General features: G+C 61.9%; 25 protein-coding genes and 1 pseudogene. 7 read left to right on the forward strand and 19 right to left on the reverse strand.

Annotated elements, in window-relative coordinates; translation table 11 throughout:
* Positions 1-169: 169 nt before the first annotated feature.
* Entirely contained in the window at positions 170-625 is a 456-nt protein-coding gene (locus tag BM151_RS19810; RefSeq protein WP_009574178.1) for a hypothetical protein, read from the forward strand.
* Between the two features lie 81 nt (positions 626-706).
* Here BM151_RS19810 and BM151_RS19815 read toward each other — a convergent pair whose 3' ends face one another.
* The 5 genes from BM151_RS19815 to BM151_RS19835 form a co-directional block, all read right to left on the reverse strand.
* Entirely contained in the window at positions 707-1,393 is a 687-nt protein-coding gene (locus BM151_RS19815) for a helix-turn-helix domain-containing protein (protein WP_040403100.1), read from the reverse strand.
* Positions 1,394-1,475: 82 nt separating this feature from the next.
* The gene (locus BM151_RS19820; protein WP_090062982.1) at positions 1,476-1,832 is read right to left on the reverse strand and encodes a ubiquitination-like system serine protease family protein; all 357 of its coding nucleotides are present in this window, start codon (positions 1,830-1,832) and stop codon (positions 1,476-1,478) included.
* An 8-nt stretch (positions 1,833-1,840) separates the two neighbouring features.
* Complete coding sequence (locus tag BM151_RS19825) at positions 1,841-3,250, reverse strand: ThiF family adenylyltransferase (protein WP_009574181.1); 1,410 nt, start codon at positions 3,248-3,250, stop codon at positions 1,841-1,843.
* Positions 3,247-3,627 (reverse strand): E2/UBC family protein, encoded by a 381-nt coding sequence (locus BM151_RS19830; protein WP_040403102.1) that lies wholly within the window; start codon positions 3,625-3,627, stop codon positions 3,247-3,249. Before BM151_RS19830 ends, BM151_RS19825 begins: the two co-directional genes overlap by 4 nt.
* A complete protein-coding gene (locus tag BM151_RS19835; protein ID WP_051130673.1) occupies positions 3,624-4,163 on the reverse strand; it encodes a multiubiquitin domain-containing protein in 540 nt (179 codons plus the stop codon). Before BM151_RS19835 ends, BM151_RS19830 begins: the two co-directional genes overlap by 4 nt.
* Positions 4,164-4,325: 162 nt before the next feature.
* Between BM151_RS19835 and BM151_RS19840 the strand changes: the two genes are divergently transcribed.
* The 3 genes from BM151_RS19840 to BM151_RS19850 are packed head-to-tail and all read left to right on the forward strand — an operon-like array spanning position 4,326 to position 6,101.
* Positions 4,326-4,916, forward strand: a complete 591-nt coding sequence (locus tag BM151_RS19840; RefSeq protein WP_009574182.1) for a hypothetical protein — start codon at positions 4,326-4,328, stop codon at positions 4,914-4,916.
* Positions 4,903-5,316, forward strand: a complete 414-nt coding sequence (locus BM151_RS19845; protein ID WP_074646428.1) for a hypothetical protein — start codon at positions 4,903-4,905, stop codon at positions 5,314-5,316. Before BM151_RS19840 ends, BM151_RS19845 begins: the two co-directional genes overlap by 14 nt.
* The gene (locus BM151_RS19850; RefSeq protein WP_009574185.1) at positions 5,313-6,101 is read left to right on the forward strand and encodes an ImmA/IrrE family metallo-endopeptidase; all 789 of its coding nucleotides are present in this window, start codon (positions 5,313-5,315) and stop codon (positions 6,099-6,101) included. Before BM151_RS19845 ends, BM151_RS19850 begins: the two co-directional genes overlap by 4 nt.
* 261 nt (positions 6,102-6,362) lie before the next feature.
* Here the strand turns inward: BM151_RS19850 and BM151_RS19855 are convergent, their stop codons facing one another.
* From BM151_RS19855 to BM151_RS19870, 4 genes are all read right to left on the reverse strand, one after another.
* Complete coding sequence (locus tag BM151_RS19855; protein WP_074646427.1) at positions 6,363-6,635, reverse strand: WGR domain-containing protein; 273 nt, start codon at positions 6,633-6,635, stop codon at positions 6,363-6,365.
* Between the two features lie 84 nt (positions 6,636-6,719).
* The gene (locus BM151_RS19860) at positions 6,720-7,652 is read right to left on the reverse strand and encodes a DUF2493 domain-containing protein (protein ID WP_009574188.1); all 933 of its coding nucleotides are present in this window, start codon (positions 7,650-7,652) and stop codon (positions 6,720-6,722) included.
* A gap of 362 nt (positions 7,653-8,014) precedes the next feature.
* Complete coding sequence (locus BM151_RS19865; protein ID WP_074646426.1) at positions 8,015-9,046, reverse strand: DUF7146 domain-containing protein; 1,032 nt, start codon at positions 9,044-9,046, stop codon at positions 8,015-8,017.
* Between the two features lie 3 nt (positions 9,047-9,049).
* Entirely contained in the window at positions 9,050-13,444 is a 4,395-nt protein-coding gene (locus BM151_RS19870; RefSeq protein ID WP_090062984.1) for a bifunctional class I SAM-dependent methyltransferase/DEAD/DEAH box helicase, read from the reverse strand.
* Between the two features lie 176 nt (positions 13,445-13,620).
* On the opposite strand from BM151_RS19870, the pseudogene BM151_RS19875 reads away from it, so the two are divergent.
* Together BM151_RS19875 and BM151_RS19880 are read left to right on the forward strand one after the other, a co-directional pair.
* Positions 13,621-13,906, forward strand: a pseudogene (locus BM151_RS19875) (hypothetical protein).
* Between the two features lie 331 nt (positions 13,907-14,237).
* Entirely contained in the window at positions 14,238-14,882 is a 645-nt protein-coding gene (locus tag BM151_RS19880) for an Abi family protein (RefSeq protein WP_245781274.1), read from the forward strand.
* Positions 14,883-14,938: 56 nt separating this feature from the next.
* Here BM151_RS19880 and BM151_RS19885 read toward each other — a convergent pair whose 3' ends face one another.
* The 8 genes from BM151_RS19885 to BM151_RS19920 form a co-directional block, all read right to left on the reverse strand.
* Entirely contained in the window at positions 14,939-15,583 is a 645-nt protein-coding gene (locus BM151_RS19885) for a hypothetical protein (protein WP_009574194.1), read from the reverse strand.
* Positions 15,576-15,995, reverse strand: coding sequence for a hypothetical protein (locus tag BM151_RS19890; RefSeq protein WP_009574195.1), 420 nt, complete (start codon positions 15,993-15,995; stop codon positions 15,576-15,578). The genes BM151_RS19885 and BM151_RS19890 overlap by 8 nt, the downstream gene beginning before the upstream one ends.
* Before the next feature lie 75 nt (positions 15,996-16,070).
* Positions 16,071-16,268 (reverse strand): hypothetical protein, encoded by a 198-nt coding sequence (locus BM151_RS19895; RefSeq protein ID WP_009574196.1) that lies wholly within the window; start codon positions 16,266-16,268, stop codon positions 16,071-16,073.
* 1 nt (position 16,269) lies between these two features.
* Complete coding sequence (locus BM151_RS19900) at positions 16,270-16,647, reverse strand: DUF6915 family protein (protein WP_009574197.1); 378 nt, start codon at positions 16,645-16,647, stop codon at positions 16,270-16,272.
* Positions 16,648-16,657: 10 nt separating this feature from the next.
* Complete coding sequence (locus BM151_RS19905) at positions 16,658-17,149, reverse strand: DUF6878 family protein (protein ID WP_009574198.1); 492 nt, start codon at positions 17,147-17,149, stop codon at positions 16,658-16,660.
* 97 nt (positions 17,150-17,246) lie between these two features.
* The gene (locus tag BM151_RS19910) at positions 17,247-17,765 is read right to left on the reverse strand and encodes a hypothetical protein (protein ID WP_009574199.1); all 519 of its coding nucleotides are present in this window, start codon (positions 17,763-17,765) and stop codon (positions 17,247-17,249) included.
* Positions 17,766-17,875: 110 nt separating this feature from the next.
* Positions 17,876-18,316: a JAB domain-containing protein gene (locus BM151_RS19915; RefSeq protein ID WP_009574200.1), complete on the reverse strand. Its 441-nt coding sequence runs from the start codon at positions 18,314-18,316 to the stop codon at positions 17,876-17,878.
* Between the two features lie 124 nt (positions 18,317-18,440).
* Positions 18,441-19,640 (reverse strand): hypothetical protein, encoded by a 1,200-nt coding sequence (locus tag BM151_RS19920; protein ID WP_009574201.1) that lies wholly within the window; start codon positions 19,638-19,640, stop codon positions 18,441-18,443.
* 236 nt (positions 19,641-19,876) lie between these two features.
* Between BM151_RS19920 and BM151_RS19925 the strand changes: the two genes are divergently transcribed.
* The gene (locus BM151_RS19925) at positions 19,877-20,950 is read left to right on the forward strand and encodes a hypothetical protein (RefSeq protein ID WP_143093134.1); all 1,074 of its coding nucleotides are present in this window, start codon (positions 19,877-19,879) and stop codon (positions 20,948-20,950) included.
* Positions 20,951-21,053: 103 nt separating this feature from the next.
* Here BM151_RS19925 and BM151_RS19930 read toward each other — a convergent pair whose 3' ends face one another.
* A complete protein-coding gene (locus BM151_RS19930) occupies positions 21,054-21,458 on the reverse strand; it encodes a single-stranded DNA-binding protein (protein ID WP_008335991.1) in 405 nt (134 codons plus the stop codon).
* A gap of 753 nt (positions 21,459-22,211) precedes the next feature.
* Positions 22,212-23,417 carry a hypothetical protein gene (locus BM151_RS19935; protein WP_009574203.1) on the reverse strand — a complete coding sequence of 402 codons (1,206 nt, stop codon included), beginning with the start codon at positions 23,415-23,417 and terminating at the stop codon, positions 22,212-22,214.
* Positions 23,418-23,477 lie beyond the last annotated feature (60 nt).

Consider the following 23,477-nt stretch of genomic DNA (forward strand, 5'->3'; position numbering starts at 1 on the left):
CAACAATTTATAAAAAATCCGATAATTCGTTTTATGTAATTTTTTTGCCCTATTGATATTTGAATCGGGCTAGCTAAGAATCTGAAAAAACCAGCGCGGTAAAATAGCTCCAAGTAGCGCTTTATTGAGAATGCTTCCCCGGATTCAGCCTGTTTGAGCTGCAACGAGCATGACGATACAGGACGAAGGCCGCCTGAAGGCGGCATGGAACCAGAAGACAATCCCTGTCGCGCTTCGCCGTGACGGCAAGGGCGAACGGGTCAGGGTCCGCCTTCCTTATGCGGACGACAACTATGCCTGGCTCAGGAATGGCCGGCGTATCCGGCCAAGCTGGAACTCGGCACTGGGATGCTGGGAGAGTCCCAAGGCATGGTTCAATGACCTCGTGAACCGCTGTCTTCGCCGCTGGGGCCTGATCTATGTCATCCAACCCTACCGGGAGCAGGAGATCTGCGCTCCGGCCTGCATGAACGCCATCGGCCATGAGTGCCAGTGTTCCTGTATGGGGGCCAACCACGGCCAGGGCGACGATGGCGGCTGGTTCTCGACAAGCGAGGCCTTCGCGGCCCGATGGGGCGACCGTGAGCTCGCCTGTCGTCTCATGACGGTCAGCTCTGAAAAGTAGAGGCCCGGCCGATATGGCCAGGCCTGCGACAGACGTGCAGATGATGGTCATGACCAGACAGAGAGGCCCGTCGAGAACAAATCACAGCTTGGGGCGATCCTGTTCTGGAACCTCCCACGGGTCTTCCAGGGTGACGATGCCGTAGCGGACGCCGTCGTGGCCGGCCTTCGGAAGAAAGGTGATCATCCCGATATCCAGGATCATCCCCTTGTCGTGCATGTGCTGCTGTCGGAAGTGACCGAAGTGCATGAGATATCCGAGGCCCTCCAACTCGAGACACAGCGCAGAGATCGCGGCCGAATACTCAAGCCGCTGGCCGGCGCTGCTCATATCCCAGATCCCGTCCAGATCGGTCATCCAGTCCGAAATCGCGGCAGTCAGTTCGAGGGCATTGCCGGCCTCCACCGCGCCGGCGTTGATCAGGAGCCCGTGCCATTCGCGGTTACGGGAATAGAAGTCGTTGGGCTTCCTGATGGGGGACGTGGGCACAAGCACCGTCTTTTTCAGCGCGCGCTCCATTTCTTCCTGCTGGCGCTTCTCCTCCTCGGGGGTGGGCTTGGAGAAGACCTTGATGTCGAACCCGAGGCCGCGCGCGAGGCTTCGCAAGGTCTGCACCTCGGGCACGTGCCGTCCGCTTTCCACCTTCTGGATCGTGCGGACCGTCAACCCGGAGGTGTCCGCAAGGTTCTCCTGGGTTAGAGAGAACATCTTGCGGATATACTTGCACTGGTTGGCGATATACTCGGCGTCTCGTTCCATCGTTTCCATCAGATCACTCCATGTTGCTGACAGGAATAGCATGGCACGCCGGCTCTGGGGGGGCCCCGAACGCAACCCGAACGCTCGACTGTTATCCCGCCCCGGGGCCGCTGTCCTTGCACCAGTCAATCCGCCCCTGCCGGATCCAGAAGTGACACCGGCATTCGTTCGTCTGGCGGACCGACGGCGAGATGGTCGGGCGCCTCAGCCAGTCTGACATGGCCGTCCACCTGGGCCTCCGGTTCTTGCTGAGGGACAGTTTGATGGTCTCGCCGCACCCACCAGGGCAGTGGAAGCAGGCCCATTTGTCGACGCCATCGCGCACGATGGTCATCTCCCCCGGCACGATCTGATCCGGCGTCGGGTGTGTGGGTGTTACCCTGGCAAGCAGATCACTTCGTGGAATGAGGCGGAAGAGCTCGAGGCTCTTCCGCAGAATGTCGATCATCATCCCGCTCACCCGATGCGATCCAGGAACGGATCGATGTCGCCGAGACCCCAGTATTCCTCGCTGCCGCAGACCGGGCAGTCGGACCGGGGCTGCGCCGCCTGCGAACGCTCTAAACCCTTGTCGAGCTTGCGATAGCGTTGCCATGTCCATCCACCGCCGCCGCGGAAGTCGACGAGACCGGCAAGAAGTTCGTTCACTGCCATGGTGGCGGCCTCGGAGGTGAAGGTCACGACGGCCGGCGCGGGATTACCTCCGCCGCGGACGTAGGCTTCGGTCTTCTGCCGTTCATATTCGGCGGGGTCCGATCGCTGGAGGTCCTCCTCGCGAGCCCTGACGCGATCGACTGTGCCGCGGCAGCCGTGGCACGCCGACGTGGGAAACAGCACGCTGACCCGCGCGGCCATCTCGAGGAGGCCGGGCTCACCATCGTCACGGGGCATGAGGACCAGCCCGACATCGATGACCGGGATCAGGTAGAAGTGCGCCACGCGGTTCAGGTAGAGGCGCCCGGCGTGATCGTCCGTGCATCCGAAGATGACGTCGCAGGATTTCAGCGCGTCACGGATATGCGGCGCATCCACCCAGCCGTTCATCGACCGGATCTCGACGTCGAGGCCCATCATCGTCACCTCGCGCGCCATGACGTCGACCTTGGGCACCGCGTTTTCGGCATCCTTTCGGGTCGCGCCATACAGGCGGTTCAGGTTGGAATGCTCGACCACGTCATCGTCGATGACCAAGATGCGCCCCACGCCGAGGCGAGCGAGGAGATGGACCACCGGGCTGCCGGTGCCGCCGCAGCCGACCACGGCAACGGAGAGCTGTTTGAGGAGTCCGTTGACCTCCGGCCCGAAGGCCAGTGCCTGCCGGGCCAAGGCTTCCGACGGGGTCGGCACGTCGGTCGACTGGATCTCGAGCCGAATGCCGATGACGGTCACGCGGTGACAGGGCAAGGGTGCCATGTCGTCTTCCCAGACCCGTGCCCGGTAGAGGCCGTCACCGACTTGCACGACGCTCACCAAGCGTGTCCCCTCGCCGTTACGGTTCCGAGCCATGGTGAAGAGGTCGCGCTCGTTGCGATCGTCCTGGTCCGAGAAACCGTCGAAGCCTCCCGGGTGACTATGAACGATCGCCGGCACCAGGCCTTCCTCCTTGGCCCGGCGACAGAGCTGGGCGAAGGAGTTGGTATTCCAGGTGACGTGCTTGTCGCTGGCATCGACGCGGTCCTCCTGCGGGATCGCGATGACCTCGTAGGAGGTGTAACGGGTCCGCGGCTCGAGGTCCCAGGGGTCCTGCGCGATCTCGCTTTTGCCGAGCAGCATGTAGGCGGCGCCCTCGTGCCCACGGGGGTGCGCGAGCAGCGCCTGCAGCTTGTCGCGGTGACGGGCGTGGAGGGTGATGTCGCTGCGCTTCATGCCGCCACCTCCAGGGCCTCTTCGACCCGCTTCAGCATGGTCCAGATGCCGTCGGTGCCGGGACGCCACTGGTTGTTATGGCGAGACCAGCGCTGCCAGTTCTGGCCATCAAAGGCCTGGCGTGCCTGCGTGCAGCGGGGCTCACGCTGGCCGGCAAGGAGCTTCAGATGCGGCACGGCGTAGAACATGTCGGGGGCGACCTCGGGATACGAGGGCGGCAGCAGGATCAGGATATCCACCTGGGCGACCTGATACTTGCCTTCCGGCAGCGTGATCCCGGTGAGGATCACGCCCTTCTTTCCGCCTTCGATGACCTCGCGAACGGTGATGCCGCGACCCTCGAGGTAGAGGCGATCCTGACGGGGGAGGAGGCTCATGCCGCACCCCCTTCCGTGGTCTGGGGCACGCCGGTGAAGAAGTGCTCCAGGCCAGCATCCGCGAGGCAGATCAGATCGGTGTCGCCGACCAGGATGTCATCCTTGCCGGGGATCACCTGCCAGACGGCGAACTTCGCGGGATCGACCCCGGCCAGCTTCTTGAGCACGCGCCCGCTGATGACCTTGTGGCCCCACTCGAGGCGTTTGCCATCGATGTCGAAGCGGAAGGATTCCGCGCTCGGGAAGACCAGGAAGCGCTCGACCTGGCCAGGGCGCAGATCCGTGGTTTCCTCGAGGCGCAGTTCTTCAAGTTCACCGTTGCGCAGCACCTGGAACACGAGGTGTTCCTCGGCCTTACGGAAGTCGGCCCCCTCGATGATCTGGCGGCCGGTGGGCGTCGGATCGTCGATGACGGCGTCGGTGAACTTCAGGTCGTGGTCGCCGACTTTGACCTTGTAGGGTCCGTGGTCGCGGGGCTTGCGGCCGGCCTTCAGGGCGGCCTGGAGATCTTCGATTTCCATCTGTTCGGTAGTCATGGCAGCAAATCCTTTTCTTGTCTGCTCGACGCCCGCAGCAGGCGCCATCAATGGTGTATGCGCGGCACAAGAGTGTTCGCGTTCGTAGCCTTAATATTTTTTTGAATTTTCTTGACTGCGATAGGTCGCTGCGTGCGCATATGTATATTAAGAGCAGCGAAGATGGCGATTGGCATGGCGAAAGACACACCCCAAGAGTTCAATACCCTCAAGGAATTCACTGACGAACTGGACCTTCTCTTCCGCGATGATGTCGCACTCAGAAAGCTCCTTCAGAAGGCGCGTAACTGGTGCATTCGGAACAACCGAGTCGGCGACGAGGAGGAGGTCCTTCAAGAGGCCGTCATGAGGGTGATGAAAAGTGAGATCACCGGGACACGCCAATGGCCCAAAGGTGTTGCACTTATGGACTTTCTCTCCGGCGTGATGCGGAGCATTGCATCGGAGCGGCCTAAGATCGGGTTTCGCAAGAACGCCGACAAAGACATGGAGGCCGCGAAGGACATTGCCTCGTCGTGCAACCAAGAAGGGCAGCTCTTCGAGAAAGAATTTATGGCCCGCTTCATGGCGCTCTTCGAGGGTGATGACGATTCACAGCTATACCTCCTGGCTCTGGAGGAAGGGCAATCGAAGTCCGAGATCATGACGGGCCTCGACTGGAATGAAAGGGAATACAACACGGTGGTGCAGCGGGTCAAAAGGACACGCAACGCACACCCGGAAATGAAAGAGATGCTCAATGGCGAAGGATAAGAAAACCTTTCAAGATCGCCTGGCGGAGGAAATCGACGAAGCTATCACGAACGCTTCAGACGAGGATATTCGAAAAGAGGCTGAAGAGGCCGGGGAGGACATTGCTGCTTTCGGTGATCGCATGAGAGCTTGGCTGGAGACCGCGAAAGACGAGGTCGCCGAAATGGCAATGAAGGAAGCCAAGGCCGCAGCTGAGCAAGATCGTGCAACGCGCGACCAAAATGTCGTCTCCATGGCTCAACGCAGGCCTGCGAACAGGCCTGGCAACTTCATGCCCGATACGGTGGCCGCTCGTCATGGAAAGAAGCTGTCGGAGAGAGACAGAAAAGGGATCGAGAAGGACTTGGAAGACCTGTTCGACGATGACGCTTGGCCTGACAAAAACGGCGATGAAGAATGACTCATTCTCCGCGTCGTGCTGAGGAGATCCTCCAGGCTTTGCGCCTGAAGCGACCGGAAGACATCAACCTTGAAGCCATTGCCTGGCTTCAAGGTGCCAAGGTTGACTACCGGGAAATGGACGGATGTGAGGCTTGCATCCATGGTCGAGCTGACGTCGGCCGCGCGATAATCGCCGTGAATGACGCGCATGGAAATCTACGGCGCCAGAGGTTCTCCCTCGCACACGAACTGGGGCACTGGGAATGGCACAGGGGAGAACATCTGTTTTGTGCAAAAGAGGATATCGGGGGTAGCAAGGGGCGGGAACGAGGAATGTCCCGAGAGAAGGGCGCCAACCGGTTCGCCTCAGAGCTGTTGATGCCGGAGTTCATGCTCAAGAGCGCTCTGAATGACTTCAAGAAATTCGATATGCGCACCGTCCGTCTTCTTTCGGACGCCTTTTCTGTCAGCAAGACGGCCATGGCGTATCGCTTGGTGGATCTGGATTTCGAGCCGAGCCTCCTGGCCTCTTACAGCCGCGGCGGCCTCAACTGGTTCAAGAGATCGAAGAGCGTCGGGGAGCGATGGTTCCTGCGTCGAACACTTGACCCGCAGAGCAACGCTCACGATATCCTGCACAAGGGAGCCCGGGACGACATCTCGCTGTCTCTTATGGACGCGGACACCTGGTTCGATACAGAGGGCGCCGATCGGTATGAGCTTGCTGAGCAGTCGTTCCGTGTGGGTGACGACGAGGTCATGACCTTGCTGGTCCTGAAGAGCGAATACATGATGGCGCGATAAAAATTCACAACTTCAATAGCTTCTTCACCCAGCAAGTGCTCAAGCTGACTTAAATTTACCCACGCTGTATTGACGAGATGCCTCAGACTGTCTCCCAAGCATGCGTTCGTACACCTGCCGCTCCTGCTCTAGATCACGTGCTTGGTCGGCTTGCGCTTCACGTTCACAGCCTTTCGCGTATCGCTTCAAAGCAATACATCTCTTGGGAAATGACCGTGCAGCGTTTGAGTTCAAAGTCAGTGGCTGCATCGGGCCGCTTCTTCAAATTTCGCCCAATAATTTGTAGCCCCGCCGCTTCTTCGTCGCCGACAGCTTCATCAGAGCGTTGACCGCCCTGCCCTCGTCATCATGCTGTTCGATTAGCATCTGCCCTCGAAGCCCGATACGGCCCCATTCCCGCACAAGGCATGCGCCGCCAAACAGGTCCGGCTGAACGCTCATTCGATAGAAGCGCCGCATGTTGAGAGACGGGTCGATCCGCTTGAGATCGACCGTTGTCGGGAACACTTCCATTTGCTGCGACGTGTCGAACATGTTGTTGGCGCCTCTCTCCAGACCACAATATCAAGCGCTCTTCGACGTTTCCACATTGTTCTGTCCCGAAAAGAAAGAGAGGGCTCACGCCCCCTTCTCGAACTTCATGACCGGGATGCCGAGCTTCTTGGCCTTGTCGGCGAGGTTTTCCTGGATACCGGTTCCGGGGAAGACGAGGACCCCGACCGGGAGCACATCCAGCATCGCGTCGTTGCGCTTGAAGGGCGCTGCCTTGGCGTGCTTGGTCCAGTCGGGCTTGAAGGCCACCTGCGTCACGCTGCGAGCCTCGGCCCATTTGGCGGCGATGAGCTCTGCGCCTTTGGGGCTGCCACCGTGCAGGAGGACCATGTCGGGATACTTGGTCCGGACCTGGTCGAGCTTGCCCCAGATCAGGCGGTGATCGTTGAAATCGGTCCCGCCGGTGAGGGCGACCTTGGGACCAGCGGGCAGCATCACTTCGGTCTCGGCGCGGCGCTTGGCGGCCAGGAAATCGCGGCTGTCGATCAGAGCGGCGGTCATGTGCTGGCGGTTCACGATTGATCCGGTGCGGGGGCGCCAGGTCGATCCCGTGTGATGGACGAACTCGGTGGCGGCGTGATCGCGCATCATGTCCATGCAGTTGCGCCGTTCAACGAGAGTCAGGCCTTCGGCCGTCAGGCGCTCGAGTTCGACGGACTTCACTTCGGAGCCGTCCTGCTCGCGCTGGAGGCGGCGCTGCGCCTGCTCGTTCTCATCGAGCGTCCGCTCGATCCGGGCCGTGGCGCGGTGGAAGAGGTTGACCTGGCCCCAGAGCACCTCTTCGAGGTCGGGTTCCATACGGGTGTCTTCCAGGGTCGCGACGAGGGCGTCGAAGATGTCGGCGACGGCGACGGCGAGGCGCTGCCCATCGGGCATCGGGCGCGGATCGGGCCCGTCAAAGGGGCGATAGCCGTAGAGCTGGAGCTCGTCGAGCGCATGGGCGGTCTGGGATGCGCTATGGGCGGGTTCATACGCGTCGTCGTGGGTGTGGATCGTCATCGGTTTCTTGCCTCCGGGCCTGTCTCGTCCGCGCGTCATCCCGCGCGGCCTTCATGGGCAGACCCGAGCCGTCGGGGCGGTTGCCCCTTCACCCCGGCTTCACCGGGGCCGGAACAACGTGGAGGAGGTCGGCAGGGAAGCTATTTGTCTCGCGATGCAAAGGCGGCTTTGCCGCCGGCGGAAATAGCTTCCCTTCCGACCTTGCAGGGGCAACTGCTTTGACGGCCTGCCCATCTCTTGAAGGCCGCTCGGGTGACGGGTGGATGCGGAAGGCCCGGGATGGGGTGAGGACGACGATCCAAAGCCACGACTGGGATGCAGCCCCCTTCCCCGTACTCCCAGCCCCCCCTGCGCGATGCAGCTCAGCTGGGCAGGCGATGCCGATCCTCTGGCCCGATCTGACCCGCCAGATGCTGGCGCAGCGCGTCCTTGCCGTTTGCCCGAAGATCATCGTTGAAATCCCCGAGCCGCGGCTCCAGCACGCGCACGTGCACCCCGACCTCGGAGGCTCTGGCGCTCAACTTCTCTGCCGCGCGATGCCCGGCCGGATCGCGATCGATGGCGATGTAGAGGCGCTGGAGCCCCTCCGGCAGCAGAACCGCCCCGAGGTGTCCCGACGAGAGCGCCGCCCAGACGGGCAGACCTGGGATTGCCTCGGACAGGGACAGCATGGTCTCGATGCCTTCGCCGATGACGAGGATGTCATCCTGCGGGGTCAGCCTGACAGCATTGCCGAGGAGGTGACCCATAGCCCGACGCTCTGGCTTCACTGCCGCCTTCCCCTGCCCGTCAGCGGCCAACCAGGTGCGATGCACGCCCTGAACGGCCCCTGCCCCATCGGTAACCGCCGCGATCATCGCCGGTCTGGGGATGTTCCGGGTCTGCCCCTCTTCCCGATGCCAGCACTTCGGGTGGAAGCGTAAGGCGCCGTTCGCCCCGAATTGGGTGATGCCTCGGGAACGGAGGTAGGTCTCAGCAAGCGTGCCTGTGATCGGGTTCGAGGCAGCGAACAAACGCGCCGCCGCCGCAGGAGTGCCACCGAGCGCCTTGGCCTTCCTCGGCTCTTGCCTATCCGGGACGACCGGCTGCGGACGGCCAAGATGCGCTCGGGCCTCGGCGAGAAGGTCGGGGAAGCGCGTGATCCCCATCCGGGCGCGGATGATGTCCAAGAGATCGCCATGCTCGCCTGTGGCCCCATCCGTAAACTTGCCCGCTGCCCCTGGTCCCGACGCAGGGCCCGTCAACCGCACGAAGAGCGACCGGCCGGGGTTGTTCTGCAGATCGCCGACGATCCAGTAGGATCCTTCCCGCCGTCCGGCGGGAAGGTAGGCACGACAGACGCCTTCGGCATTTTCAGCCAGATCGCGCACGAGGTCTTCGGTCTCGGAATACATGGGTCAACAACCTCCGCGATCATGTAGCCTTGCGACAGGACAACGTGCAAGCAGACGATCCAGTATCTCGATGCCATCGGCGTCGGTCGGGCAAAACAGCCGAAGCTTCCAGCTGATGATCTCCGAGAAGAAGCCATCGGCCTTGAGCCGATCCTTGGCGGCCTCCGAGAAGCCCGAGAGTTCGATCCGGTTCACGCCCATGACACGGGAGCGGTGCAACTCCATCCCTTCGGCCAAGCGCACCACAGTCTTTCCCTCCAGAACGAGGGCATGGACCTGCGCGGCCGAGAGCTTGGGCGCATCGGCGGCCAGCGTGGTCGCGACCCAGGCAGGCGAGACTCGTCGACCGATGATGCGCTGACCGTCATCGGTCTGCAGGCGGTAGACGCGGGTTTCATCCTGGGGGAGCTGCTTCCAGATCGGCAGCAGCAGACCTGCCACGATGTGCAGTGTGGAGACCGAAAACTCCGGCACCTCGGCCAGTTCCGCAGTCCACGCCGCAGTGAAGGCCGCGCGGTCGGCCTCGAGCCAGTGGGTGTCCTCCATGACCTTGGCCGGGACCGTGCTGGCATCAAGCGGGCGGATCAGGCGCAGGCGCGGCTCGATGGTGCCATCATCGAGCATCAGGCTGGTGGCGGGCACCTGCACTGCAGCCCGACCCGAGCGGCTGTTGACCAGCAAGCGTGCCTTCGGGTCATCGAGCCAGTCCAGCGCATCCGCGAGCGCGGTAGGCGTGTTGCGGCGCTTTTCCGCGATGGTCAGCAGCTGGGTTTCCGCGCCGGAGCCCGGATGGGTGTAGATGACCTGTACGTCGGTCACCCGGAAGCTCTCGGCACGGAGTGTCTCGAGCCCGAGATCATAGACCCCGGCGGCGATGGCGCCCTCAATTCGCTGATCGAGGAGTTCTTCGAAACCCGCGAACAGCACGGCCTGCATGTCGATCGTCAGCGCCAGCAGGCGATTGAGGAAGGTCGTGATCGGCGGCAGGTCATCCTTCAGCCCGTTTTCATCGGTCAGGCTGAGCCCGGTCGCATCCTCGAAAGCCCCGAGCGAACATCCGGCCAGATCGCCGCGATAGATGCGGCGGTAAAGCTGGCGCAGGGCGTCGCGGGCGTAGGGCGACTCGAGGTTGTCTTCGGGCCGGAACAGCCCTTGCCCGCCGGTCTGGCGCTGGCCGCGCGTTATAGCGCCAAGCGTGTCGAGACGTCGCGCAATGGTCGACAGGAACCGCTTTTCCGCCTTCACATCGGTGGCGACCGGCCGAAAGAGCGGCGGCTGCGCCTGATTGGTGCGGTTGGTGCGCCCGAGGCCCTGAATCGCCGCGTCTGCCTTCCAGCCGGGCTCCAGGAGGTAGTGGACCCGCAGGCGCTGGTTCTTCGCCGCGAGATCGGCGTGATAGCTGCGCCCGGTGCCGCCGGCATCCGAGAAGATCAGGATACGCTTTTCGTCATCCATGAAGGCTTGGGTTTCCGCGAGGTTCGCGGCTCCAGCCCGGTTCTCCACCACGAGCCGTGCCGAATGCCCTTCGCCCTTCCGCACGATGCGCCGCGAGCGCCCCGTGACTTCGGCCACGAGATCCGTGCCGAAGCGCTGGACGATCTGGTCGAGTGCACCCGGCACCGGCGGAAGCGAAGCCAGTTTCTCGATCAGCGCGTCACGACGGCGGACGGCTTCGCGGCACTCCACCGGTTGGCCGTCGCGCGTGACGGGGCGCGACGAGAGGTTACCCTCGCTGTCGGTGAAAGGCTCGTAGAGCTGCACCGGGAAGGAATGGGCGAGGTAGTCCAGAACGTATTCCCTGGGCGTGATGTCGACCCGGATGTCGTTCCACTCCTCGGTCGGAATCTCCGACAGGCGGCGTTCCATCAGTGCCTCACCCGTCGAGACGATCTGGATGACCGCCGCGTGACCCGCAGCCATATCTGCATCGATGGATGCGATAAGCATGGGGGTCTTCATCGAGGTGAGCAAATGGCCGAAGAAGCGCTGCTTGGCTGACTCGAAGGCTGACCGCGCAGCGGATTTCGCCTGGCGGTTCAGCGTGCCCGACCCGCTCGGCCCGTCGGCCGCGCCAGAAATGTTCGCCGCCTCCAACGCCGCGGTCAGGTTGTTGTGAATGATGGCGAAGGCCCCGGCATAGGCATCGTAAATGCCGCGCTGCTCGGAGCTAAGAGCATGTTCCAGCATCTCGTATTCGACACCGTCATAGGAAAGCGACCGCGCTGTGTAGAGGCCGAGCGCCCGGAGGTCGCGGGCCAGAACCTCCATCGCCGCGACCCCGCCAGCCTCAATGGCTTCCACGAATTCCGACCGGGTCTGAAAGGGGAAATCCTCCCCGCCCCAGAGCCCGAGACGCTGAGCATAGGCAAGGTTGTGGACCGTCGTCGCGCCCGTGGCCGAGACATAGACCACGCGGGCATTCGGAAGTTTGTGCTGCAGGCGCAGACCCGCCCTGCCCTGCTGCGATGCCATGGTATCGCCCCGCTCGCCTTTGCCCCCGGCGGCATTGGCCATGGCATGGCTTTCGTCGAAGATGATCACCCCGTCAAAATCCGTCCCGAGCCAGTCGACGATCTGTTCAACGCGGGATTTCTTGGCCCCCCGTTCTTCCGAGCGCAGCGTCGCATAGGTGGTGAAGAGAATGCCCTCGGTCAGAGGGATGTCGCGCCCTTGTGCGAAACGCGACAGCGGCGTCACCAGAAGCCGCTCCTGGCCAAGCGCCGACCAGTCGCGCTGCGCATCCTCCAGAAGCTTGTCGCTCTTCGAGATCCAGAGCGCCTTGCGTCTTCCTCGGGCCCAGTTGTCGAGCAGAATCCCGGCCGACTGACGGCCCTTTCCCGCCCCGGTGCCATCGCCGAGGAAGAAGCCGCGGCGGAAGCGGACGGCGTCAGCGGCATCGTCCGGTGCAGCGGAGACCACGTCTCCGGTCTCATCGACGGTCCAAGACCCAGTGAGATGCGCGCCATGCGCCTCGCCCGCGTAGATGACGGTCTCGAGCTGCGCGTCGGACAGCAGGCCGTCGCGCAGGACGGCCGGGGGCAGCTTGGGGCGGTACGTGGGTTTCGGCGGTGCGACAGAGGCCATGGCCGCCGATTGCACAAGCTTGGTCGGGTGCGATGCGGCGTCTGGGATGTCGATAGCCTGCAGACGGAAGGTCTCGTAGATCGCATCGGACAGCCGTGCGGCGTCTTCGTCCTCGGCGGCGTCGCGGAGTGCGTAGTTTAGGTCCTCGGCCTCAGTCTGGGTTTCAGGCTTCGCCGGATTGGCTGCAGAGGTCGCGTGCGGTCGGCGGACGGGTTTGCGGGTGGTGAGGTGAGAATTTCCCGGAAAGGGGGAAGAATGGCCCTGCCCCGCAGCAGGAGCTAGATCCAGTTCGAGGCGCGGCGGAACCTCGGCAGTGACCCGGGACATCAGATGTGCCACGTCCGAGGATGTGGGTTGGCGCAGGTCTGCGGTGATGCCGCCCGGCTCACCGCCGCGGCATTTGTCAAAGACAGAAATCCGCGTCTCGAAGCTGGTGCCGTGCTTGGCGAAAGCCGCGCCCGACACCGCGCCGGTGAAGACGAGATGGGCGGTCTCGGTCAGACGGCCGAAGGTCTCGGCCCAGGCAGGCGCATCCGGCGCGAAACCGGCTCCGGTGATGGCGACGAGCCGTCCGCCGGGAACTAAGCGCGCAAGGGCCGAGCGCAGATGTCGGGCCGTCGCCTCGGTCGACCGACCATCGACATTGGCTTGGGCCGAGAAGGGCGGGTTCATCAGAATGACGCTCGGGCTTGAGCAGGCATCGAGATGATCGTCGATCTGCGCGGCATCAAACCCCGTGACTGGTCGGCCCGGGAACAGCAAGCGAAGAAGGTCGGCGCGGGTGTCCGCCAACTCGTTCAGAGCCAGAGTGCCGCCGGCGATCTCGGCGAGGATCGCCAGGAGCCCGGTCCCGGCAGACGGCTCTAGGACAAGATCACGGGGCGTGATCTGTGCTGCCGCCACAGCCGCGAGCCCCATGGGCAGCGGCGTCGAGAATTGCTGAAAGCGCTCCATCTCTTCCGACCGCCGGGTGTGCGTGGGCAAGAGGCCTGCCACCTTGGCGAGGATCGGCAAGAGCGCCGCAGGCGCGCCGGCACGCGCGAGCAGCGCCCGACCGAACTTTCGCAGGAAGAGGATTAGCGCCACCTCGCCCGCCTCATAGGCGAGCTTCCAGTCCCAGGCACCGGTCGCATCGGAACCGCCAAAGGCATGTTCCATCTCGCGGCGCAGGCGCAGCGCGTCGATCTGATGCCCTTGCGCCAGATCGGGCTGCAGCGCTTCGGCAACAGCAACGATCGCAGGGGCAGGATTTGCTGCCAACGGGACAATAGGCGCAGGCAAGGACGCCTGCGCAACGGGGGCAAGATGGGTCATCGGGAAACTCCGGAATGAAGGACAGGATCAGGCCCGGACACCCTCTCTCGGGCAGCCTCGGACCTGATCTTTCCCGGCCCCTCTCTCCCTCTCGCACCAAAGTGTTCCCGACGCTTAGCTTGATGTTGTTCTTGTTATGTTCTATTTTGGAGCCAAGCCAGAAAGGGGGTTTCACCATGGAAAGCACCAAGCACGTCCTGCCCGTAACGCCCAAGCAGATTGCCTATGCGCGGTCGCTCGCCCTGCGCAACCGGACGCTCCTGCCCTGGGAGGTTCAGCTCTTTGAGCGCTTGGATCGAGGCTCAGGCCCAGCTGAAGCCGGTATCGGACATGGACCAGCTGCCCACGTCCAAGCAGGTGGCCTTCGCTGAGAAACTCGCCCGGATCAAAAGGCGCGCCGTACCGGACGAATGCTTCCGCGACAAGGGGCTCATGTCGAAGTGGATCGACGGGAACAAGTGACAGGAACGGGGCGCTCGCCCCCCGACGAACGGGGTCACAGGCCTGCGGTATCTTCACACGTCATAACTCTGAGCTTGGAAAAGCTATTCCTGGTGAAGGTCGACTAGAAGCAGAATAGTGGGATGACCAAGCGCCACCGCACCATATTGGGCTGAGAGTTTGCCTCGCCAAATCTTCTTGGATTTCCGTAAGTAGATGTATAAAAAGCGAAAACCCGCGAGGACCTGTAACGGCTGTCGCGGGCTTCTAAGGGTTTGAAGGCCTGACTTTGCCTTCGATTGCTCTCATATATGGGTATCTTCGCACGACTGTCAAGCGCAGTGTGAAAGTCGTGCGAACAGTCGATCGGAGCATTAAGTACTTGGTAACAAATATAATTTCTCAAGAACGCCTCACGAAGTACCTCGTTGCTGCTGGTCACAATCCAGATCGCGCTCTCGCCCTCTATGGCTGGAACATTCAGCTCAGTGAGGCTTTCTTCCCTGTACTGAGCGCAGCCGAGGTCAGTCTAAGGAACATAATCGTCGTTCGCCTCATCGCGCTCTATGGTCCGCAATGGTGGGATGACCCTGCCTTTCTCTTGCAGATCAAGAGCCACGGCAAGCGCATAGTAAAAACAGCACGCGACAAGCTCGTCACAACGGGCGCGGTTACCTCAGGGCGAATGACCGCAGAGCTTAATTTTGGATTCTGGGTGAAAATGCTGCTGCCAAGGCACGAACCCGTCTTCTGGGCAAATCTGCATGGAGACTTCCCTCACCTGCCGGGGCCTGTTTCCTATGCACAACTATACAAGCGCTGTGACGATGTCCGTGAATTTCGCAACCGCGTCTTTCATCATGAACCAATTCTTCATCGAAATATCACCGCTGAGTATAGTCAGATCATGGAACTGATCAAATGGTTGAGCCCAGATAAGGCCATCTGGATCAAACAATATTCCCGGGTCATGACGGTCGTGCGGCAGAAGCCGTGAGCATTGCCGACTGACAACAGACTAGCCCCCGCTTGTCAGCGTGGAACGAGATCAGCTCACCCGAACCGCCGCCCTCCTTCCGTGAACGTATACGCGTTGACGATGATACCCTCCTCGATGGCCTGGTCCGAGGTGAGGTGGTCGTATTCGGCTTCAAGCTGGCGGTAGAGCCAGCGGGCCAGATCACGCAGCGCCTCGGTCACGACTTGTTCCACGTCCTCAGTCGGCGGCTGCCAGGTCGCGCTGTCCCGCGTGATGTCCACCGACATGGTGCATTCATGGTAGTAGCGACCACGGTGGCTGGCCTCGGCGGCGAGCTGGTAGAAGTTTCGCCGCTGGATGGCCTGCAGCCGGTCGGCGATGCCGTGCAACGTCGCGTCCGTGGGCGCGTAGTCCCGAATGCGCGCGGCCGCGCCCTTGGCGTGGGACCAGTATCCTTCGAAACAGGCCCCGTCGCCCTGACTCCAGAACCCGGAGAACCAGATGCATGGCTTTTGGCGCGTCCCGCCGCCCATCAGGCGGACGGGCGTGGTCTTCAGGCTGATGCCGAGGATTTCGCAGACCCGCTCGAAATCTTCATAGACCGCGTCCCACCAGTCGTCGTGGGGCCCGAGGTCGCGATACCAGCATCGGGCCTTCTCTTTGGCCGCATCCGAGAGCTCGGGGAACTGGTAGACAGTGGCGCAGATGATCTCAGGCATCGGCGTCCTCCCCGTTCAGCGCCGCGACCAACCATTCTTGCGTGCTGGACCAGCCGATGGATTTACGAGCGCCGAGATCGATGGCATGCGCACCGCCGCCAAAGGCGTCGAGCCGCGGCCGGGAGCAGGTCAGAGCATACTGGAACCCCCAAAGGCCGGTGAGGTCGAGGTCTTCGGCGAGCCGCAAGACGAAGCGGATGACGGCTTCGACATCGCCGTGTTCGTCGTCATGGATCCAGAGGCTGCTGCCCTCGGGGGCATCCTGGTGCACGAGATCGAAGCCAGCGACATCTGGGTCGTCAGCGTCCTGATCCGCAGCGCGAAGTTCCTGAAACAGTGCGAGCGCGCGGGCGGCCTTGTCGGGGCTGCCGACGTCGATCAGGCATGAGAAATGGGTGAAGTAATCCGCCATGGGGACCTCCTTAATGGGGAAGACCCGGCCAGGAGGCCGGGCGATCGATTGGGATGAAGGGGTAGTTGGGAACGATCAGCCGGTCGACGTGTCGCCCGCCGCCTGTCGTGCGGCATGAGCGCAGAGCATCTGCCGGTAGAAGCGCTTGCGCGCCAGCCGGAGACTGCAAACAGCGCGCGTGTCGGGGTGTAGCGCCCGGACCGCCGCGCGAACCACTGCCAGTCGCGAAGCGGCCGGCGGCAAGCCAAGACGTCGATAAGTGGGATCGGTCATGTCACATGACCTCGACTACGGGCGAAGCGAGATACGGATCGACCTGTGCCTCGATCCGTTCGGTTCGACCCATCCAAGGCTCAGGCCGAATGGCCTTCACCCAATCGGCGAAGCTCGGGATGAAGCCGAGGTCCTCCTTAACATGCTGCTCGCCGACCCACCGGGTAGGGATGATGCGCCCAGTCGAGAGCGTGAGGGTCTGACCAAAGATGGTCTCGGCCATGAAGATGCCCTCGGCATGGTGGCGCAGCGCCCGGTGCCGAAAATCGGCTGTGATCTCCTTGCTCTGGTCGAACCAGGAATGCACGGCGAGGAAATCCTCGACCGTGCCGCCCCATTTCTTCACCGAGGACAGGGCGTGGTGGTAGGGATGTGCCATCGCCGCCCCCTCAGAAATCGTGCGTGTAGAGTTCGGACGAGGTGAAGCGCTCGTTGAACTCGAGGTGAATGGAGCGAGCGCGCGCGTCGAAGCAGAATTCGCCGTAGGCCCCGTCGTTGTTTTCCCAACCGCCGTGAGTGTCAGACAGCAAGTCGTACGCCAGTTGCTCCACGACATCTTCGAGCGAAAGCGCCCGCATCTCGACTTCGGGGTCGTCCCAGGTCAATGCGGCATAGGCGATCTGGGTCTTGGGGAAAGTGACTTCGGCGTCGCCAGCGTAGGCTTCGATGCTTTCAACCTGGCCGCTATCGCCATAGCCGTCAAAGCTCACGGTCACATGGGTGATGCCCGCGGCAGTCAGGCCATCGAAGAGGCGCTCCTTGTTGGCCGGACGCAAAGCTGCGATCCGCGCGTCACGCTCGGACTGCCGAGCCAGCACGGCGGCGAAATCAATCCTGGACGGCGCCATCGGCGCGGCCAGAGTGGGTTCGATCTTGGACATTGGAAACTCCGAAATGAGGGAATGGATCTGAACCCCGAGGCTCTCTCTCGTCCTCCTAGGCTCACATCCTCCCCAGCCCTTCTCTGACTCTCGGGCGTCACGCCGCGATCTGCAGGGCGCGAGACGCGAAGACACGCCAGAGCGGATCGACAAGACGGGCATCGAGAACGTCGGCGTGGTGCCGCAGCCGTCGCGCGAGGCCATGTTCATGCCATTCGGCCGCCCGCATGGCCTGCGCGCGGGTCTGGCTTGCCTCGGACACGACGGCGCGGGCTTCGGCGGCATCCGAGACCGGGTGGCACCATGCGACCCCGCCATCACAGGTAGCTCCGGCCAGAACGAGACGGCCCTCCCGATCGAGGATTGCCAGGATGCGCGGAGCGTCTTCAGGTGTGATATCTTCGGCGTGAACGATTGCCCCCTGCATGGCCTCGGCCAGCGTGGCAAACCGCTCCAGTACCATGGGGTGTGCCTGCCCGGACATGAGAGCCCCGGGCGTATGGCAAGTCGTCGTGAGCGCAAACGGCAAGTCTTGATCTTTAAAATCGGTCAGGAGGCTCGGCGGCAAACTTGTGTTCTGCGTTTCCGGCTGAGTTTGGCAAGGAAGGTCGAACATGGGCATATCTCCGACGGTGCGGAAAGCCTCTCTCACCGCTTCAAACCGTCAAAGACCGAACCGCCGCCCTCTTCCTCGAAGGGGCGACGGCGGCGGGTACGAAAGGCGCGTCAGAGCTTGCCCAGGGCCCGCAGGCTCAGTTCCGTCCCGGCGCCGACGATGATGTGGTCGTGCAGCGTGAGGCCGAGATAGCGACAACCCTTCTGGATCTCCTTGGTCATGCTGAGATCGGCCTCCGACGGCGTTGGATCTCCCGACGGGTGGTTGTGGATCAGGATCAGGGCGCTGGCGTTCAGCATCAGAGCCCGTTTGATCACCTCGCGCGGATAGACCGGGACATGGTCGACCGTGCCGATCGACAAGAGCTCATCGGCGATGATGCAGTTCTTGCGGTCGAGATAGAGAACGTGGAACCGCTCGATCGGCCCGCGCACCGTCAGCGCGCAATAGTCAAGAAGCGCCTGCCAGCTGTCGATGACGGGGTTTCGGCTGAGATAGCGGCCGAGGATGTCTCGGGCCTCGAGGATGACGGTTTCTTCCTGGGGGGTCATGGGGGTCTCGCTGAGTTACCCACCTCGACGCCCCTTCCCTCTCGGGGCGGGGCCGGTGGCGTGCATGTGGAAGAGGAAAACGCGACCGCCGCGGATGCAGGCGGTCGCTGTGCCGGGCTTCGCGTCAGCCGACCCGGTCGAGGAGCTTCTTGGCGCGCCCTTCCATATCAAGGCGGGCATCCTGCTGGGTCTTGTCTCGCGCGAGCCGCGTGATGCCCTGCACGAAGTCGAAGATGCTTTCCGGCGGTCGGCCTTCCTCCATCAGCACCTTCTCGATGATCTTGCCGGATTCGGCCTTCGAGAAGCCGCGCTTGCGCAGGAAATCCGCGCGGTCCTCGTCGCTGCGCGCCACGACTTGCTGCCGTGCCGCCCTGATCCCATTCACGAACCCCTGCGGCGAGGAGTTGGCAAACCGCGTCAGCGCCGGGGCCGCCTCATGGGCGAAGCGCGAGGCCGCGTATTTCGAGTGGCGGATTTTGATCTCCTGGAAATCCTCGACGCCCCAAAGGTTGCGGTTCTGGCACACCGCCCGAAGGTAAAAGCTCGCCATACCGAGGGTCTTCGCCCCAACCTCGGAGTTCCAGCAGTAAAACCCCCGAAAGTAGAGGTCGGGAGAGCCGTCCGCCAGCTTGCCCGCCTCGATCGGATTGCGATCGTCGACGAGGAACAGGAAGACGTCGCGGTCCGAGGCGTAGAGCGTGGTCGTGTCGCGGCTGATCTCGACATCGGGGTTGTAGACCCCGGTCGACCAATCCAGCACACCCGGCACCTTCCAGCGCGTATCGCTCGTGCCATTGCCCGCGATGCGCTGCACCGCCTCGACAAGCTCGAAGTCGTGGATGCGGCCGTAGTCGGGACCGGTGACGGCGCGCAGTTCCGTGCGGCCATCCTCAGTCTCGAAGGTCTTAACCTGCTCGGCACGGTGGTTTGTCAGACCGTACTGCAGGTTGATCCCCGCCAGCGGCGCGGGCAGCTGCCGCAGGTAGGAGGCCGGAGCGCCGACAATGCTGGCAAGCTGGCCAAACGCCCAATGGGTAGGCACGACCGGCTCATGCGCCTTCGGCAGGACCAGATGCAATCGCTCGGCGCTGTCGCGCGCGGCCTCGACGCGGATGTCCGCTGTCTGCACCACGCGGCTGCGGCTGCGCTCGGAGCGACCCTTCACGCTCGCCCAGAGATCGTCGAGCGACAGATACCGCTCGTCATCGGGCCGGTTGAACCATTCGGACGACACCCGCCCGTTCCGCTCACCCCGGCTCACATCCACCTTCCAGCCACCAGCCCGCGTCGGCTGTACCGGATCCAGAACTTCCACAACGCCCATCGGCATTCCTCCGCGACAGGCGCCGGGAGCCACTCTCCCAGCCTTTAACCTGTCGCGAAAGCAATCAGCCTTTCTCTCACTCTTCAAAAGAGGCACGAGCGGCGGCAATGCGGGACGAAGCGGGCGCTCGCTGCGATTGCGCAATCGCCGAATTTCCTACCCAGATTCGGTTGTTCCAGCGCAGTATGTGTCCATCTCTAGATGTGCGTGGGAATCTCAGACTTAGGGGGTGAAAGGTGAGCAAGTTGCAGGATGAAGAGGGCAAGACCGACGAACTGCCACAAGGCATTACGATTCCGAGCGACCTTCAGTTTTCCGCCAGAATGTTTCCAGACGAGGACTACGCCAAGGAGGCGATGTACAAGTTGCATTCCGTTCTCAGCGTCATCAGTCAATCCATCGACCTAACTAACCTGGATGGCGTGACGGTCGCCTTCGACTACGACGAAGCACTGGCTGATCTTGATCGTGGATATGAGACAACCTACACACTCACCGCCACCAAAGGTGTCGCCATCGGTGTTGCAATGGCGCCCACGGTAATTCGCGACGGTGTGATCAAAACGCATCTAGTACTTAACGCGAACTACGCGCTCAGCATCCTAGAAGGACCTGGGGAGGAAACCGAATACTTTTGGCAATCACTTCACCTAATTGCACACGAATGCGCGCATGTGGAGGTGACAGCAGCATTTGACAAGTCGTTCCCCGGGTTTCTTCTTCAGAAAACACACAGCAATATCCTAGATAACATGCGCTGGCAGGTTATTCTGGCAACGTGGGATGAGTATGCTGTATGCCGCATCGCCGGCTCCATTGGAGATGATCCCGTAGAGGGTTACCTCGAAACCTTGGTCAAGGTGTTGGGCGATACCAGGGGCCAATGCTGTGAGCTGATTAAGGCATATCGGACCCACGGGGATGTTGGGCAGATTGTAGGGGAAGTATATGGGAAGCTCGGCGATCTGCTGAAGTATTCATCTTACTTTGTGGGTGCTGCAGCAGCGCAGGAAACCCCAGAAACGCATCCGCCTGCTCTCACCGATGAGGCTGAGTTTGGGTGGTTTTCTCCGTTCTACGAACGCTTGATTGAAATGCAGGAGGCGCTTTGGAACGAGTTTGGGAGATGGAAGAATTTGGATGCCTTCGAGGCAATCGGCGATATCTTAGAGGACATGGCTGAGAGCATTGGTGTCGAAGCGTCGCGCGAGTCCGACGACCTGATCAAATTCAATATTCCATACCGACCGGAAAGCATGCCCGACATTGCCATGACGAACCCGTTAATGCGTGCACTGCTCGGCAGATAGCTGCATTGCATCATCGGCCAAAGTGGGCTCGAAGCTACATTGTAGCAGTGCAGCGAACCCGGCGGGTTTCCCCGCCGGGCCTGAGGGGGGGAGACCCCGTTCCTCAGAACGGGATCTCATCGTCGCGGTCGACCAGTTCGGGGTTTTCGTTCTCGGCCGACTTCGGGCGGCTCAGGAAGTCGACCTTCTCGGCAATGATCTCGCAGCCGTAGCGGTCGTTCCCCATGCTGTCGATCCACTTGGTGTAGTGGATGCGGCCGTGGACGAGGACCTTCATGCCCTTTTCGCAATGCTCAGCGACCGTCTTGCCGAGACCGTTGAAGCAGGTGATGCGGTGCCATTCGGTGTCCATGACCCGGTAGCCGTTCTCGTCGCGCATCACACGGCCTTCCGAGAGGCGGGGGCGCGAGGTGGCGAGGCTGAAGTTGGTGATCTTGGTGCCGCTCTGGGTGGTGCGGACTTCGGGGGTCTGACCGATGTTGCCGGCGAGGATGACGATGTTCTGCATGATAAGCTCCTGTGTGTCCTGTCTTCGGGACCGTCCCTTCGACAAGACCCTGAAAAAGCCCGTCGGGTGACGCGTGCACGGTGGACAGCATGGACACCGGAAACCCCCAAAGGACCGGGGTGGAGCGGGCAGGACGCCAAAGGCGGCCAACACGGCCCGGACTGACGCGGGGTTGCGCGCGAGAGCCCGAACGGGATTAGGGGATTGTCAGTCGAAGGGATGGCCCAGAAGACAGAGAGATGCGGGGAGCCCTTGCTAGACCATGTCCCCTTGCCAATCGGGACTGTTTGACCCAAAGCCCAACTCCCCACCAGCGGCGCAAGTGTCCATCACCGGCTCTCGCCCCCCTGCCCTTCCCCGCTGGGAAATGCAGGGCCTTGCCGCGACAGGCTATCGATACCGGAATATTCAGGACACGGACCGCACCCACTAGCTGAGTGGGATCTCGGGACGTTGTCGCTTAACGCGGACAGAAAATGCAGAAGGAAGTCGCCGGGGCATTCTTCACGGTCTTGGATTGGCAGATGGCGAAAGGTTGCGCGAAGGCGGAAGCCATCGCCATGGTATGGGCCACTTCCTGGCCGAGCTGATCGGGGAGAGCGGATACCGCTTTGCGCCAACATTGTTGGATTTCCGGCTCCCTGAGCTCTTGGCGCCGACCTGGTCAGGTCACGGCCGAAAACTACGGGGGTTCGTCGATGTGGCGGCGATAGATTGACGGCTGACGACATGACCGCGCGGCAAACTCCGGGTTCAGTCTGGGTCGGACCGATCAACTGCGTCCAACTCGAAAATCGTTGCCTCGGGTTTCGGCCCCATCACACGCGTTGGCAGATTAGGCGCAGGCAATTGCCCTCTGTGGTGCCCCTTCACCAACACAACTTTACCGCTGCGATAGCGCCGCTCATGTTCGCTCACCCAATGGCGAACAGGGCCGCTTCGCCCGTCCTGGACCTGACGCTCGAACTCAAGGCGAGCCTGCCGCTCCTGCATGTGAGCCGCGGCCTGCGGACCAATGCGGATTGTAAGATGGGATTTCTGCGCACCTAGAATCCAGGACTTCCCGAATTTTCGAGCGGTCTTGGCATCCTTGGCTGTGAACGTCTCGTTTTCCGTGGGAATGATGCCACCCAAGTCCGGGGAAACCAGCATCGCAAAGAGCGCGTAAGGGATGAACAGGTCGTAGCCTGTTTCAACTTGGTGCACCGTGCGCCGACCGTTGATCATTTCCATCGTATCACCGCTCCGCACACGGAATTCGACCATGGAACGGCTCAACTCGACTTCGACGTTGTCGTAGTTCAACTCGCCTGTCGGAATTCGCTTCACGAGCAAAGCGCAGATTGGATCGACGACCCGCGAATTCTCGCGGCGATGGAACATCGTGATGCGCAAGTGGCCCTTGTTACGATCATCGATGAGATAGCCGCGTAGACCAGTGCCTACGGGTTTGTCGTCATGTCTCGTTACAGGTGAAGCCCGTTCAAAGCGCGCGACACCCAGCTCTCGATCGTCGAATTCGACCCAAACAACGTCGGCAGGGAGCTTTACCTCACCCAGAATGGCCATTGCGGGAAGACCGGTTTCCGAAGCCTGCTTGGCGACTGCGTCATGAAGCGTATCGGCATAGGCTGCAGCCATATGGTCGAGCAGGTACACTTTCGCTTGCTGCAGGGCATCGAGCGCATACTCGCGAAAGCGCCTCAGATCTTCGGACGGCGCAAAGTGCCAAACAAGGTCGTCAGCAGGAGCCGATCTACCCGCAAGCGATGAACCGTATAAGGAAATCAATGATTTGTAGAGCATGCGACGTGACCTGAACCAAATACGACGCAGTTTCCGACGAACCCTGACGATATTCAAGCGGTCTTCATGGCACTGCAATTGACCGCTGATGTCTGGGCAAAGCCAGATTGGCTGACGCTCGAGCTCGTTTTTATGCAAAGGCATGCCGACCATCGTCGGCTCATTTTGCCGGTCAGCCGGAACGGTGGACAGGCGAAAGGCCCGGATCGGAGC

Source organism: Celeribacter neptunius (assembly GCF_900113955.1).
GTDB classification, from domain to species: Bacteria; Pseudomonadota; Alphaproteobacteria; order Rhodobacterales; family Rhodobacteraceae; genus Celeribacter; species Celeribacter neptunius.